We start from the raw sequence: 16,148 nt of genomic DNA on the forward strand, positions 1-16,148 counted from the left end.
GCGCAAGCGCCTTGCTCAGCTCCGAAGAAAAATGTTCACATGACTCAAAAAGTGCTTTTTACTTTTAAAGGCATGGAATTATTTTTCACAGGGGCTAGGCGCTGGAGCTAGACACTAGTTCAAAAATTTTATACTTTTTATGTCCAACTTTCTTTAAAATCCTCTTCTTTAAACCCAATTGTTACTTTGTTACTGCCAGTAGTCAAAGGACGTTTAATCAACATTCCATCAGATGCCAATAAATCTAATAATTCATCATCAGAGGCCTCTTTTATTTTGTCCTTTAAACCGAGTTCTCGATACTTTTGACCACTAGTATTAAAGAATTTCTTTAGTTCTAAACCACTTTTATGATATAGATCTTCTAGCATGGAGCGTGAAGGAGGATTTTCTACAATATGTACTTCTTCATAAGGCACTTGATTTTCATCAAGCCATTTTTTTGCTTTACGGCAAGTGCCGCATTTAGGATACCAAAAAAAAGTAACTTTCATTCCATCACCTTATTTTATCTAGTTATTTTTTTCATATAATTGAATATTATCACAATATTACACAAAATCATAATAAAAATATGAAAAATAATATTTATTCTATTAAAATATTTAGTATAAGGAAATACAAATTATAAAAACCCTTAAACAGTTACTATTTAAGGGTTTTTTCACAAAAATTTCCCCTCTATTAGTGGAACGACAAAGGTACAATATTAAACAACATATTGATTATCTACTAATAATTGCTCTGCTGCTTCTCTTTTTAATTGAATAATTGGCTTTGGTGTGTATCTTGTTAATTTTTTTAAAGTGGCCAGCATCATTCTTAAATTATCGCCACTTTCGATATATGCCAACGATTCTGTTGCTTCTAAAACTATTTGTTGAAATGCTTCTTGGCAATAAATCTCTGTATATAATTTTTTTTGTTTATTTTCTTTTGTTGAATGATTGATTGCTTTTTCCGTTCTTAAAACGGCTGATTCCATTGCATATACCGCCGACATAATATTAGAAATTTTCGCAAGCAATTCTTGTTCCTTTTCGAGCGTATGTTCATAATGTTTTGCTGCCAACCCTAAAAGAAGCAACGCGATTTTTTTACCGTTTGCAATAAACATTTTCTCTTGTGCCAGCAATGTTTTATCTAAATCATGGGGTATCATTGTCAGCAATTGTTTTTGTAAAATTTTCGCAGATTGCAGGATGGGGAGTTCACCTTTTATTCCTTTTCTTAAAAGCGTGCCTGGAACTAGTAAACGATTGATTTCATTTGTTCCTTCAAATATTCGGTTGATTCTCGCATCACGATACATTCTGACAATGTCGTAATCTTCCATAAAGCCATTTCCTCCATGTAATTGAACACATTCATCTACAATCATATTGAGCACTTCAGAGGCAAATACTTTATTTAAACTACATTCAATCACATATTCATTTGTTGATGTAGCAACATCTTTAAATGCTGCATCAGCTTCTAATGGATCCATAATTTCTGCAAGCAACCCAGCAGTACGATAAACAGAACTTTCAGCTGCATATAGATGGGAGGACATAGTAGCAAATTTCTCTTTTGATAAAGGAAATTGGGAAATTGGGGAATGAAATTGCACGCGATTATTCGTATAAGAAATGGTTTGTTTAATTGCTTCTTTACTTGCTCCGACTGATCCAATTCCTAATTTAAAACGGCCGATGTTTAATATATTAAACGCAATAATATGGCCTCTGCCTATTTTGCCAAGTAAATTTTCTACTGGCACCTCTACATTATCTAGCCGAAGAGTACAAGTGGACGAACTTTTAATGCCTAATTTATGTTCTTCTTGACCTATGGATACTCCGTCAAAAGTACGCTCTACAAGAAATGCGGAATATTTTTTGCCATCTACTTTTGCATATACCGTAAATAGATCAGCAATTCCTGCATTCGTAATCCATTGTTTTTCCCCTTTTAATACATAATGTGTGCCTTCTTTATTTAAAGTCGCTGTTGTTTTAATTCCCAATGCATCAGAACCTGCTAAAGGCTCCGTTAATGCATATGCAGCTATTTTTTCCCCTGTAGCTAATGAAGGTAAATATTTTTCCTTCTGCTCTTTGCTGCCAAATAAGACAAGAGGGAGAGAACCAATGCCTATATGAGCTCCATGTGTAATCGAAAAACCACCTGCAATAGCCATTTTTTCCGAGATAATGGATGAACTGATTTTATCCAGTCCTAATCCACCGTATTCTTCTGGTATATCCGCACTTAATAACCCTAGCTCCCCAGCTTCCTTCAACAGTTGTTTTGTTATGTTAAAATCATGCTGTTCCATTAGAGGCAAATGTTTCAGTACTTTATTTTCAACAAAATCGGTTGTCATATCTGCAATCATTTCATGTTCTTCTTCAAAATCTTCCGGTGTAAAAATATCTTCATAATTTGTTTCTTCAATAATAAAACTTCCGCCTTGTTTCATTCTCCGACTGTCCCCTTTACTTTTTTATTTTGCCTGTTTGCAGGAGATGAATCATTCGCTCCTGTGTTGGTTGTTGCTGAATTAAAGAAACGAATGCTTCTTTTTCTAACTTTAATAAATATTCTTCTTCTACCTCTGTTTTAAAATCTACCTTTCCTCCTGTTAAAACAAAGGCCAGCTTTTCGGCAATCCTAAGATCATATTCCGATATTTTTCCAATATGAGCTAACCCTTTCAGTTCTTTCATTATCATCTCATAGCCAGGTTGCCCAGCAACAACAATTTTGTTTTTTTGAGGGGGAAGGTAATTTTCTTTCTCTAACTGCAATACTGTTTGTTTTGCATCATTTAATAAGTAGCGTTCATTTATCGTTATTTTATCGTTGCTTTCTAGAAAGCCAAGTTCCTTTCCATTTTCTGCAGATGTTGATACTTTGCCTGTTAAGATCGTATAAAGTACATTTTTTACTAACTCCATTAATTCCTTATCACTATATTGTTGTTTTTGTTTTAGTCCATTTAAATAAAGCTCTTTCGTACCACCTCCTCCAGGAATTAACCCTACTCCTGTTTCTACTAATCCTATATATGTTTCTTGCAATGCTTGAATTCGTGCTGCTGCTAAACCAATTTCTGCACCACCGCCCAAGGTTCGTTTACAAGCTGCTGCCACAACGGGTTTGTTACAATACTTAATTTTGTTCATTGCTTGCTGAAATCGATCTACCACCAAGGAAAGTTCTATATTATCTCCGGATTGCGCCTCTAATAATAATAGTGCTATATTTGCTCCAACACTGAAATTTTTGCTCGTGCTGCCAATAACAAGACCTTTGTATTTCTTATTATTTTCGATTATTTCTATGGATGATTCGATCATTTCCAAAACATCTAAACCAATGGCATTATTAGAAGTATGCAATTCCAGCAATGCAACACCTTCCCCAATATCTACAAGGCTTGCAGCATAATTAGAGAGAAGCAATCCTCCTTTTTCTTTTTTTTCTTTTACCGAAATAGTTTTTGGATTCTTTGGAACAGCCATATATTTTCCTTGATAATAGAAATGCACTACCCCTTGCTCTTCTTTATAAAAAGAGGTAAAGCCATTGTCTAGCATTGCTGTAATCCAACTTGGCACAGCAACTTTTTCTTGATTAAATCTTTTAATGGTATCAGGTAAACCCATCGTATCCCATATTTCAAAAGGTCCTTTTTCCCAATGAAATCCTGATTTTATCGCTTCATCTATTTCATAAATGGTATCGGAAATTTCCCCTACCAAAGCTGCAGAATACAATAATAAGGGAGTAATACATTTCCAAATAAAAATGGCATCTGAATGATTTTCGTAGATTATCCCCTTCAATTTCGGCACAAGTTTTTTTTCTTTTTTTACATCTATATATTGCATGCTGTTATAATCCAAAACTTGTAAACCTTTGTTTGTTTTTTTATAAAATCCACCACCAGTTTTTCTTCCTAACATGTTGTTGTTGATCATCTTTTGCAAGAAAGGGGGCAATGTGTAATAATCCTTTTCTTCTTGAGAAGTAATTCGGCTTTTTATATTTTGAAAAGAATAAAACAATGTGTCTAAACCAACCATATCCAATGTTTGAAATGTAGCGCTTTTAGTACTCCCAATTATTGGACCAGTCAATTGATCTACTTCATAAATGCTCCGTTGCGATAAAACCATCTCTTTAATAATGGTTAAAAATGCATATCCGCCAAGACGATTTGCAATAAAATTTGGAGTATCTTTTGCTTCAATTACCACTTTACCTAATGTTTCTTCCGCAAAACCTTTAAATGTTTTTAGTATGGTTGGGGCTGTTTTAGTACTAGGAATCATTTCTAAAAGGTGGATATAACGAGGTGGATTAAAAAAATGTGTACCAAAAAAATGTGTTTGAAAATCCTCTGAACAATCTTCCATCATTTTTTCAATAGATATTCCAGAAGTATTACTGCTTATAACAGATCCTGGTTTTCTCCATTTATCTATATTTTGAAATAATGATTTTTTTACCTTTATATCCTCTATTATTACTTCAATAATCCAATCTGCTTTTGATATTAGATGTAAATCATCCTCTATATTCCCTGTTTCTAACAACGAAAGCTTTTGCAAGGAAACAATTGGACTAGGTTTTATGTTTGTTAAATTCTTTTTAGCCATATTTGCATAACGATTTCTAACTTGTTGATGCTGTAATGTTAGCTGTTGAGCATGTTCCTCCGGTAACAATTGATTTGGAACGATATCAAGAAGCAATGTCGGAATATTAACATTTACTAATTGCGCAGCAATAGCAGATCCCATAATTCCTGAACCAATTACTACTGCATACTTTATTTCGCTAGCCATTTTACCCCTCCTATGAATTTCTTCCACTTAAACCCATTACTTCCTTAACGATAAAATAAAAAATAAGGAAGCACAATCAACAAGAGCGGAATTTCCCCTTAAAAATTCTTGTTATTTTTTGTCTTCGCTCTTTTCGGATAGATTGTTGTTAATTAACCCGCAGGAGTCTACGTGTATTCAGGCTGCTGCGTACTAGACACCCGTCGAGTTTCAGAAAATTTAGCTTTCTTACCTTTTAAAAAAATGGCAATTTTGTTCATTCATTAAATCATTTTGTTTAGGAAATTCTACTAAGTGTACGTATTGAAGGAGGTGACAATCATGCCTAGACTTAAAAAAGAGCCTTCTAAAGCGGGAGTTAGTGCAGCCAGTGTAAAAGGAAATGCAGGTCCTACTAATGAAATGGATGGTGGAGGTAAAGTAAACAGCCAAAATAATCAATACAAAAAACAATAATTGAAAAATTAAATCTATGTTAGTTTCAATGAATGGAGGAAAAAAAATGATACAGCAACAGCCTACTAATACCATGCAAAATACGAATATGATGATGCAGCCGCCAGCTACTCTTACCGTAAAGGATTCTCTTTATTTAACCGATATGCTTTCATGGAATTTACTCGTTATGAAAAAAGCCCATTTTTTTGCAGAAGCAACACAAAATCAAAGCATTAAATCTAGTCTGGAGAAATGTGGACAAATGCATCAAAAGCATTATGAAAAAATATTGTCCCATTTAGATTCTCAACCATCTCAATCAATGAGTAATTATCAGCAACAATAATCTTGGATCATTTATATTTTTACGTTTATTTAAGGGAGGAAAGAAAATGAACCAACAGACTATTCAAAACCAAGAAACACAAGTACCAAAAACACCACAAATGAATGACAGAGATTTTATTAATGATTTATTAGCAACAGAAAAATATATGACAGACTCTTATTCCACAGCATTAAATGAAGCTAGTCATCAAGCATTGTATCAAGATTTATTAGCGATTTTTACTGAAACACAAAATATGCAGCGCGAGCTCTATACCGTTATGTTCCAAAATGGCTGGTATAAACTAGAAGCTGCTGAACAACAAAAATTACAACAATCGTATCAACAATTTAAAGGATATAATACACAATTCCCTTATGGCGGTTCCACTCTTCAATAGAAGAAAGACAGGATATGCAACAATAATTAAGAGTGGCATCCCTGCAGAGTTTCCTAGGTAGGCCACTCTTAATAGCATATGTTTTATTTATTAATTTGTTTTTTAAATTCATTTCTTTTTTGCTGTTTGAGAAATTCTACATTCCCATGCTTAGTTCGGGCATCGATTTATTCATATGAGCTTTGTTATTAGTAAATTCCTCAATCTTCTAAAAAACAAAATAATCTAAACTAAATATTGACATTGTCAATATTATATTTTATGATAAAATCAAATCAATTGATAATGATTATCAATTTCGATTGTTCTTTCCATCTATATTTATCACTGCTTCCTTTTCCCCCTCACCCAAAAGGAAGCTAGTTGATAAATAACTTAAGTATAAAAAATTAAACTTTTTCTTTTCCTTACTCTCTTTTCGGATAGATTGTTGTTATTTACCCCGCAGGAGTCTACGTGTATTCAGGCTGCTCAGTGCTTTAGCCATGTTTATTTTTCTATTCAAAAACAACAAACTTTTAGAAAATAGCCTTTCCTTATATAGCGTAAGAAAAACCTACCTGTCACTTCCATTCATTGTATTCACGTAATTTTTACGTCAAAAGTTGATCCTATCCCACAAACCGAAAAAATGAACAAACGCCAATCCCTTAACTTATGGGTTTGGCGTTTTGCTAAACTATCTTTGCAAAGGATATATACTCTTTTAACAAGACAATGCTATACCTCCCTATACCCTCTGTCGGGAACATTTATTAAAAGGGTGGATATAATAGGGAGAAGATATTTCATTTAAAATTTTCCCCATATCCTATTACTCTTGTTTTCATTAAATAATTTTACGGTCGAATCTCCCTTTATTTTTCCTTCAGATTCTTTGTAGCGATTTGTCATCTCAACTAGTTCATTAACAGCCGATTCAAATTCTTGACGCGTCAATTGTTTATTTGCGAATGATAAACATAGCAATGAGAGTGCAATTGGCATAGTATCAATTTGAATATTTACATTAACATCTACGTCTGAATTTCCACTCTGATTAACAGAAGAAGAGAGGTTAGATCGAATATCGTTAAAAGAACTTTCCTTTGTTCTCATTAATTGATCAAAATGTTGCAATGATCGTTTTTTGCTCTGTTTTTCCATCAATTATCCTCTTCTCGTAAACTAGTTAATTTAAAGGAGTATTACTATTTATTAGAATACCCCTTTAAATCAATCATTTAAATTTACGCTTTAAAAACCTTAGTCTTGGTCTTGTTCCTGATCTTGGTCCTGGTCAGATTCAGCACGTGAACGAACTCGTGCTTTAGAGTCAGAATCTACATCAATATCAAGATCAACTTTAGAATTCCCACTGTTAAAAACTTTAGCATTTGCTCTTGAATCGTTGATATTTTTGTCTGTGTTTTTTAATTTGTTATCATTATCAATATCCGTATCTATATCGTTGTCAAAATCGAAATCAACATCTGCCTTTGCTTTTGAATCACTGTTTGCCTTTGAACGGCTTTTGCTATTATTTCTATCTTCATTATTTGGAAACCATGGTGTGCTCATGTATTCTCCCCCCTTTCATATTGTTGCTAACAGTATATTCAAACATGGAAAAATCAATTGGACGAGTTCATCAATAGAATGGCGGATTTTAAAAACAGTTATAAAACGAGTTAATGCTATTATTGTTTTACCTTATTAATTGCAGTGTTTTTCAAAGCATCTACCTTTATTTTGGTACCGTAATCGAAAAAACTGCCACAACAAGAACAAAAGCGCAAGCGCCTTGAACAGCTCTGAAGAAAATGTTCACATGACTCAAAAAGTGCTTTTTACTTTTAGAGGCATGGGGTTATTTTTCACAAGAGCTAGGCGCTGGCCGATTAAAGGCGCCACGTCCTGTGGCAACATTGGCACTAGTACGTCCTGTACGTCGAAGCTGGATACGGACACAGCCGCCAAGTTATCCACAATCCCATTTCGTTTATAATTTCCTATACAACAAAAAGAGAACGTGATCCACGTTCTCTAAAAGGTGTAACGTTATATATAAAACCTTTAAGTATAATAACAGATTCTGTTTATCTCTATTCCTTATTCATCATTAGAAAACATGTATTTTTTATAATGATAACGGATAGAAAATATTAACCCCATTGCAAGCATATTTCCCATTAGTGAACTACCGCCATAACTAATAAACGGCAATGGTATTCCCGTAATTGGCAGAATCCCAATGGTCATTCCAATATTTTGGAATACATGAAAAGTAATAATGCTTATTATCCCCACACAGATGCATGTATAAAAAGGATTTTTTGTTTCCAATGCAACTTTTGTAATGTGGTAGATGAGTAAAAAGAACAAACTTACTAGCACGCTTGCACCAATAAATCCAAACTCTTCTCCCACCACACTAAAAATAAAATCTGAATGACTTTCAGGTAAATAAACATCTCTTGTCCCAATACCTTTTCCCGCTGTTTCACCTGATCCAATAGCCAATAAAGATTGCGTTAAATGATAACCGGTCGTACTTTGATAATTATAAGGATCCAACCAAGAATAAATTCTGCCAAACTGATATTCTTGCACACCTAAATATTTTTCTAACCAATCTGGATGCCATAATACTAAATATAAAACCCCGGTTGCAAGTGCCATGCCAGATAGAAAAATAGGTGTTAAAATTCTCCAAGTTATCCCAGATATAAAAATCATTCCAAGCATAATTGCAAGAAACACAAGAGATGTTCCTAAATCGGGCTGCTGCATCACTAGAACAAGTGGAAAAAAGGTTATTAAGCCGATTTTTATTAATAACCAAAAATCAGAACGCAATGTCTTTACGATATACTTTTCCTGATGCTCGACAATAATTCTTGAGAGCGTTAAAACGATAAATATTTTAACAAATTCCGATGGCTGCAAAGAAATACCAGGCAGCTGGAACCAACTTTTTGCACCATTTACTTTTCTTGCAATACTTTCTGGTGCAACAATTAATAATAAAAGCAATACAATGCCAAATCCATATGAATACCATGAAATTTTCTTTAGTTGGTCTGAATCTAGCGTAATAACTCCAGCAACTATAGCTATTCCAACCGCGTACCAGAAAATTTGTTTCACTAAAAAGTTTTGATTATACTGTCCCGTACTTTGTGCACTATATATTGCCACACAACTCGCAATACAAAGCAGCATTAATATAAGGACAAGATTAAAATCTATTTTAGAAGTATTTTTCATTCTCGACATTTATTCATAACTCCTCGATAAAACCACAATATTAAGTAAAAATTTGTTGTGTTCATTATAGAAACTTACATGAATTCCCCTATAATTTCGTAAAAACGGCGTGAGCGGAGCACTTTTACTATTTACTGATAAAAAACAAGATACTAAGCAGAATATTTTTTCTACAATTTTTGACTAGGAGGAGCTCCGTCCCCTTTTCCATAAAAAAAGTTCATACAACACTTCATTATATTTGTAATTCAGATAAATAACAACTTTCGAAAATGAATTAATCAAAATTTAATCTTTCTTTTAGCAAAATGAAAAAAAAAGAAACCTTGCTCAGGCTTCTTGGTAAAATGTCTTTTAGAAACTATAAGTGCGTGTGAACATCCTCTATAAGTTAAAACCTTTTGTTAACATAACTAAATCATCTGCAATGTTGGCAAGCTTTTTCGTTGAATGAGCTATTTCTTCTATTGCCGCTAGTTGTTCCTGAGAAGAAGCAGAGACATTCATTGAGTTTTGACTATTTTCTTTCGCAATACTTGTTACTTGGTCAACAGATGCGGCAACTTCTGCTACATTTGCAGTTATATTGTTACCTGCCTCCAACACTCTTTGCATTTGATTTCCCATATTAGACATGGAATCAGAAATTAAATTAAACTTTTCTTTTGTATTATTTGTAATGCTGATTCCTTCTTTTACTTCATCTGTTACTCTTCTCATCGTTTTAACAGAACTTAGCGTATCTTTTTGGATTTCATTCACTAGCACAGCTATTTGCTTAGCAGACTGATTGGATTGTTCTGCCAGTTTCCTGACTTCTTCTGCAACGACTGCAAATCCTTTTCCAGCTTCTCCTGCTCTAGCAGCCTCTATTGCAGCATTTAACGCTAATAGATTCGTCTGATCTGCGATTTCCGTTATAACATTTAAAAATTGCCCTATCTCTTGAGAACGTTCTTGTAAAAGCCCAATCGAGTCATTCGATTCTTTTACAGAATTTTGAATTAAACTCATTTGTTCAACGGTTTTCTCTACTACGCCTTGCCCTTCTTTTGCTTTTATTATTGTATCATTTGATGATTTTGCCATTTCGTCTATATGTATGGCAATATCTTTTAATTCACTATTTACGACTGCCACCGATTCGACAATCGTTTCCATTCCTTTTGTTTGCTCTTCAGAACCTGCTGCTACACTTTGAATCGCGTTTGATATTTGTTCGGAAACATGACTTGTGCCAACTGTGTTTGTTGTTAAAACTTCAGCAGAGGAATTAATATGTACAGACGTTTCATTTACTTTTACAACCAGATTTTTAATCGCATCTTTTAATAGAATAAACTCATCCGTTAATAAACCAATTTCATCATTAGATTTTTTCTGAATACTCATCTTTAAATTTCCAGCTTGAATTTCTTTTGTAAATTTTAATAATGTTTTAATCGGCTTAATAACAAGCCAACTTATAAAAATTGCAGAAATAAGCGTAGTAATGAAAAGATTAATAAATGTATTAATGACAATTCCAAATTCAGGAGGCAGTACACCTGTTTTTCTTATCGTGTCATTTAACAAAATCGAAATCGGGGTACTAATAATCGTTGCAAAAACAATTACCATAATCATTTTAGCTCTTAAGCTGCGAAACTGAAGCCTTTTTTTCATATCATGTACCTTCCTAACATTTTTATATTTTTTAGGATATTATACCTAATAATCTTCGAAAAGAACATTTTTTTAACCATTGCTTTCTAATAGTTCTATCGGCATAGATCACTTATTATGAAGATGAATTAATAAAATTTATTTATCTGATATTTTTCCATTCCTTTTATCAGTGCTGTTCCGTTTTCTAATCTGTAGAATACATGACGATTAATTCCAAACAACTTATTTTTCCAAAAGGCTCTTTTCATATAGATTGTTGTTAGTTAACCCGCAGCCTGAATACACTTCGCTTTCCGCGGACGAGTGCCGAGCCTCCTCGTCGCTATGCTCCTGTGGGGTCTCGTCTTTCTCGCTTTTCCCGCAGGAGTCTAGTGTATTCAGACTGCTCCGTGCTTCAGCCATGCTTATTTTTTTATTCAAAAACAACAACTTTTAGAAAACTGACTTCCAAAAAAAAAGAGACATAGTATTGCTACTATGCCTTAAATGAGAGGAGGTTATGGGGTTACGGTATAAAGGGAAAGCATTGATATTAGCTTCCGAGAAGATAATACAAGCTATCCTTTATACTTAAAAGATATGTATTTTACAAAGAAAAGTGTGGGCTTATCCCTTTATTGTTAAAAAAGGGCAAAATAGCTGGATACAGAAATGATCTGAACTCAATTCATACCTTCTAATTTATTGCGATTGAACATATGTTAACAATAGATAAAGTGATACTTCCATCAGTGGGGGTCTTACTGCCCATTAAACGTAGGATAAAGTAGGAAAGAAGGTAGTTTTATGGAAAAAATCTTTAAATTATCTGCCGTACAGTATTGTATGCTTTGGACATTTATCAGCACTTTTTTTTGCTTCCTTGCAACAGGAATTTCTGTTTATACGATTGCAGCATTAGCAGCTGGCATTATTCTTTCGTTATTAAATTTATTGGAAGATGAAGTGATTCACGAGAAAATCCGCGGTGATTAAGAAAAGCGAACGCCTGGAACGGAAATCAACAGGCAAGTTTAACAGAGCCTTACTTTTAGAGACAAGAGGTTATCTTTCACAGTGGCTAGGCGCTGGATATAGAAACCAGTATAACTTCAGAAAGTTTATACTTTCTTTCCTGATGAAAGGCACGAATTTTTTAAATTTTTATGTATAAAAAATCAAAAAAGGGACCACAATGTTACTACAAAGTGTAATTCCCCCTTTTGTTGAAGAGGCGTTAGTAAACATTCCCCCTAAAGAATGACTAACAGCCTCTTTTTTTATGGCTCTGTTAAATTCCATTGTTGATTATCAAATGGTTAGGGAATCCACTCCCTTCCTATAAACAACATTATCGTTAACAGAGTCTTTTTTTATCAACGCTCTTTTCGTATAGATTGTAGTTATTTAACCCGCAGCCTGAATACACTTCGCTTTCTGCGGACGAGTGCCGAGCCTCCTCGTCGCTATGCTCCTGCGGGGTCTCCGTCTTTCTCGCTTTTCTAAGCAGGAGTCTACGTGTATTCAGGCTGCTCAGTGCTTCAGCCATGTTTATTATTTTATTCATTAACAACAAACTTTGGCCTTTATCAAAAACTACCTCTACTAAAAATAGTTATCTGCCAAACTCAATTACCTGCTGCGTCTGCAAATTGACTATTGTATAATTCTGCATAAAATCCATGTTTTCTTACTAATTCTTCATGATTTCCTTGCTCTATTACACTGCCATCTTTCATTACTAATATTATATCTGCATCTTTGATGGTAGAAAGACGGTGAGCAATAACGAAGCTCGTTCTATTTTTCATTAACAGCACCATCGCTGCCTGAATATGTGCTTCTGTTCTTGTATCGACACTGCTTGTCGCTTCATCAAGAATGAGCAAAACAGGGTCAGCTAATAAAGCTCTGGCAATCGTAAGCAATTGTTTTTGTCCTTGAGAAATATTTGTGCCTTCTTCATTTATTACCGTATCATAGCCGTTTGGCAATGTTCGAATAAAATGGTCAGCATTTGCGGAAACCGCCGCTTGCACAATCTCTTCTTCTGTTGCACCTTGTTTTCCGTAAGCAATATTCTCCCGTATCGTTCCTTTAAATAACCATGTATCTTGCAGCACCATGCCAAATAGGCTTCGTAAATTTCCTCGATTCATATCACGTATATCGATGCCATCAATGGTAATCGAACCGGTGTCTATTTCATAAAAACGCATTAACAGATTAACTAATGTCGTTTTCCCGGCTCCGGTTGGACCAACAATGGCTACCTTTTGCCCCGGCTTAATAAGAATTGATAAATCTTTTATTAACTCTTCCTCTTTTTTATAACGGAAATAAACCGAATCAAATGCAACAGCACCTTTAGGAAAAGCGATTGTTTTTTCCTCTTTGACGGCTGTTGATTCCTCTTCTTCATCCAACAGTTCAAATACTCTTTCTGCTGAAGCTAGTGTAGACTGAATAATATTAGATATATTAGAGAGCTGTGTAATCGGCTGTGAAAATTGGCGTGCATATTGAATAAATGCTTGCACATCACCAACTGTAATTCTCCCAGTGGATACAAAGATGGCGCCAATGACTACTACAAACACGTACCCTAAGTTATTAATAAATATCATTAGCGGCATAATCAATCCGGAAACAAATTGTGATTTCCAGCTTGATTCATATAAGTTATTATTGATGCGGTTAAATTTTTCGATCGCCTTTTGTTCATGACCAAACGCTTTAACGATACTGTGTCCTGTAAATATTTCTTCGACATGACTATTTATTTTCCCAAGAGATGCCTGTTGATTTTTAAATTGAACTTGGGAACGTTTTGCAATTTTGATTGTCACAAAAATACTTAATGGAATCGTTAGAAAACAAATGATCGCTAAAATCGGACTTATCGTTAACATCATGATAATAACACCAAAAAAAGTAACAATAGACGTAATTAATTGCGTAACAGTTTGCTGCATTGTATTGTTTATATTGTCAATATCATTTATTGCTCTGCTTAATGTTTCACCATACGGAGTTCGATCAAAATACTTTAATGGCATTTTTTCTATTTTATTCTGAACATCCTGCCGTAGTTCAAAAATGGTTTTTTGTGAAATATTCACCATAATAATTTGTTGAATGTAAGTAAACAAAGAGCTGATTATATATAGCACTATTAACAACAGTATAATTTTCCCAACGACAGAAAAATCAATCCCCGCTTCCGGAACTCCTTTCATTTTGCCGACAAAACCTTCAAATATATGATCGATTGCTTTTGCCATTATTTTTGGACTTAAGATAGAAAAAACAGTGCTTAAAATAGCAGATAATAAAACAAATACAAGCTGCAATTTATACTTTCCTAAATAAACCAATAGCCTTTTTAATGTCCCTTTTGCATCTTTCGCTTTTTGCCCAGGCATTTGCATATGCATAGGCATGCCTGGACCTCTTGAAGGGAAGCTGGAGTTTCCTTTATTTCCTGTATTTTCACTCATACACTCTCCTCCATAACCCCTTGTGAATATACGATTTCTTTATATACATCACATGTTTCTAAAAGTTCATGATGTGTGCCAGCACCTGCAATTTTCCCATCATCCAACACAATAATATGATCCGCATCTTTTATCGTACTAACTCTTTGGGCAACAATGACCATCGTCTTATGTTCCATTTCCTGTTTTAATGCTTTTCTTAAATAAGCATCTGTTCGGTAATCTAATGCAGAAAAACTATCATCAAAAAGAGAGATTAACGGTTTTCTTACTAGTGCACGGGCAATAGATAAACGCTGCTTTTGACCGCCTGATACATTTGTTCCGCCTTGCGTAATAGAAGCATGTATCCCTTTATCCATTTTCTCGACAAATTCCTTTGCTTGAGAAATCTCTAAGGCTTTTTCAATGTCCTGTTCAGAGGCGTCTTCTTTGCCAAAACGAATATTATCCGCAATTGTTCCTGAAAAAAGAACTGCTTTTTGTGGTACAAAACCAATTTCTTTTCTAAGATCACTTTGTCGGTAATCCTGAATATTTATTCCGTCTATTATTATCTCACCGCTGTTTATATCATAAAATCTCGTCAGCAAATGGAGAATTGTCGATTTTCCAGACCCTGTGCCGCCAATTATAGCTGTTACTTTACCAGGTTTTATCCGGAACGATACATTTTGCAGCACCGGTTTTTCTGCTCCGGGATACGAAAAAACAACATCGCGAAACTCAATCTCTCCTTTTTCAGGTTTGCTGCCCTTTTTTTCTTCACCAGAATCCTTTATGCTGACCTGCATAGCCAACACTTCATTAATTCTGTCTGCAGAAGCCGATGCTCTTGGCATCATCATAAAAATCATACTGACCATCATTAAAGAAAACATGATTTGCATTCCATATTGAATAAATGCCATGATATCGCCAACTTGCATACTCCCTTCATCGACTTGAATTCCGCCAAACCACACAATTGCCAACGTTGATACATTTAAAACTACCATCATAATCGGCATTGTTACAGCCATCATTTTATTTACTTTCAGCGCTGTTTCCGTTAAATCATTATTTGCATGATAAAAACGCTTTTGCTCATATTTTTCATTATTAAAAGCTCGAATAACTCGCATCCCAGTTAAATTTTCTCTAAAAATACTGCTTAAATGATCCAGTTTATTCTGTAATACTTTAAATAGTGGAATACCTTTTTTTATAACCAAAAAAATAACGAGTGCAAGCATCGGAATAGCTACAAGAAAAATAAGGGATAGTTTTGCATTTTTTGCTACAGCCATAATAATTCCGCCAATGCACAGCATTGGTGCAAAAACAACCAATCTTAACAGCATAATAGTGACCTGCTGCACTTGGTTAATATCATTTGTCGTACGATTGATTAACGAAGACGTTCCGACATTATTTACTTCTTCTAATGCAAAGCTTTCTACTTTATAAAACATTTTTCCCCTGATATCTCTGCTAAAACCTGATGCAATTTTTGCTGAATAATAGCTGGTAAAGACAGCACATACAGTCCCAAAAGCAGTAATAAGCAGCATCCACCCGCCTAGCTGCATCATATAGGTTTTATTATTTTGCACAATCCCTACGTCCACAATATCTGACATAATCGTTGGCAAATAAAGCTCTGAAAATGCTCGAAACAAAGTAAATAAAAGAACAATCAAAATACCTACGCGATACTTATTCATTTCTCGTAATAATTTGCTCATTCTACTTTACTCCAGTCTATT

Annotated in this window: 13 protein-coding genes; 4 read left to right on the forward strand and 9 right to left on the reverse strand. The window is 34.3% G+C overall.

Annotated features, from left to right (window positions below; translation table 11 throughout):
* Positions 1-137: 137 nt before the first annotated feature.
* From ACTYA4_RS03700 to ACTYA4_RS03710, 3 genes are all read right to left on the reverse strand, one after another.
* Positions 138-494 (reverse strand): arsenate reductase family protein, encoded by a 357-nt coding sequence (locus tag ACTYA4_RS03700; protein WP_443480253.1) that lies wholly within the window; start codon positions 492-494, stop codon positions 138-140.
* A gap of 215 nt (positions 495-709) precedes the next feature.
* A complete protein-coding gene (locus ACTYA4_RS03705; RefSeq protein WP_443480254.1) occupies positions 710-2,464 on the reverse strand; it encodes an acyl-CoA dehydrogenase FadE in 1,755 nt (584 codons plus the stop codon).
* Positions 2,465-2,480: 16 nt separating this feature from the next.
* Positions 2,481-4,838 carry a 3-hydroxyacyl-CoA dehydrogenase/enoyl-CoA hydratase family protein gene (locus ACTYA4_RS03710; protein ID WP_443480255.1) on the reverse strand — a complete coding sequence of 786 codons (2,358 nt, stop codon included), beginning with the start codon at positions 4,836-4,838 and terminating at the stop codon, positions 2,481-2,483.
* A 321-nt stretch (positions 4,839-5,159) separates the two neighbouring features.
* Between ACTYA4_RS03710 and ACTYA4_RS03715 the strand changes: the two genes are divergently transcribed.
* The 3 genes from ACTYA4_RS03715 to ACTYA4_RS03725 are packed head-to-tail and all read left to right on the forward strand — an operon-like array spanning position 5,160 to position 6,004.
* Positions 5,160-5,294 carry a YuzL family protein gene (locus tag ACTYA4_RS03715; RefSeq protein WP_443480256.1) on the forward strand — a complete coding sequence of 45 codons (135 nt, stop codon included), beginning with the start codon at positions 5,160-5,162 and terminating at the stop codon, positions 5,292-5,294.
* 46 nt (positions 5,295-5,340) lie between these two features.
* Positions 5,341-5,622, forward strand: coding sequence for a hypothetical protein (locus ACTYA4_RS03720; RefSeq protein WP_443480257.1), 282 nt, complete (start codon positions 5,341-5,343; stop codon positions 5,620-5,622).
* Between the two features lie 46 nt (positions 5,623-5,668).
* Complete coding sequence (locus tag ACTYA4_RS03725) at positions 5,669-6,004, forward strand: spore coat protein (protein ID WP_443480258.1); 336 nt, start codon at positions 5,669-5,671, stop codon at positions 6,002-6,004.
* A 792-nt stretch (positions 6,005-6,796) separates the two neighbouring features.
* Here ACTYA4_RS03725 and ACTYA4_RS03730 read toward each other — a convergent pair.
* The 4 genes from ACTYA4_RS03730 to ACTYA4_RS03745 all read right to left on the reverse strand — a co-directional run bounded on the left by ACTYA4_RS03730 (position 6,797) and on the right by ACTYA4_RS03745 (position 10,918).
* Positions 6,797-7,150, reverse strand: coding sequence for a hypothetical protein (locus tag ACTYA4_RS03730; protein ID WP_443480259.1), 354 nt, complete (start codon positions 7,148-7,150; stop codon positions 6,797-6,799).
* Positions 7,151-7,249: 99 nt separating this feature from the next.
* Positions 7,250-7,564, reverse strand: a complete 315-nt coding sequence (locus ACTYA4_RS03735) for a hypothetical protein (protein ID WP_443480260.1) — start codon at positions 7,562-7,564, stop codon at positions 7,250-7,252.
* A 531-nt stretch (positions 7,565-8,095) separates the two neighbouring features.
* A complete protein-coding gene (gene rodA, locus ACTYA4_RS03740) occupies positions 8,096-9,262 on the reverse strand; it encodes a rod shape-determining protein RodA (protein ID WP_443480261.1) in 1,167 nt (388 codons plus the stop codon).
* 375 nt (positions 9,263-9,637) lie between these two features.
* Positions 9,638-10,918: a methyl-accepting chemotaxis protein gene (locus ACTYA4_RS03745; RefSeq protein WP_443480262.1), complete on the reverse strand. Its 1,281-nt coding sequence runs from the start codon at positions 10,916-10,918 to the stop codon at positions 9,638-9,640.
* A gap of 789 nt (positions 10,919-11,707) precedes the next feature.
* On the opposite strand from ACTYA4_RS03745, the gene ACTYA4_RS03750 reads away from it, so the two are divergent.
* A complete protein-coding gene (locus ACTYA4_RS03750; RefSeq protein ID WP_443480263.1) occupies positions 11,708-11,896 on the forward strand; it encodes a hypothetical protein in 189 nt (62 codons plus the stop codon).
* 632 nt (positions 11,897-12,528) lie between these two features.
* Here the strand turns inward: ACTYA4_RS03750 and ACTYA4_RS03755 are convergent.
* Both ACTYA4_RS03755 and ACTYA4_RS03760 read right to left on the reverse strand, forming a co-directional pair.
* Positions 12,529-14,400 carry an ABC transporter ATP-binding protein gene (locus ACTYA4_RS03755; RefSeq protein ID WP_443480264.1) on the reverse strand — a complete coding sequence of 624 codons (1,872 nt, stop codon included), beginning with the start codon at positions 14,398-14,400 and terminating at the stop codon, positions 12,529-12,531.
* The gene (locus ACTYA4_RS03760) at positions 14,397-16,127 is read right to left on the reverse strand and encodes an ABC transporter ATP-binding protein (RefSeq protein WP_443480265.1); all 1,731 of its coding nucleotides are present in this window, start codon (positions 16,125-16,127) and stop codon (positions 14,397-14,399) included. Before ACTYA4_RS03760 ends, ACTYA4_RS03755 begins: the two co-directional genes overlap by 4 nt.
* Positions 16,128-16,148 lie beyond the last annotated feature (21 nt).

Source organism: Niallia yueguangensis (assembly GCF_052663115.1).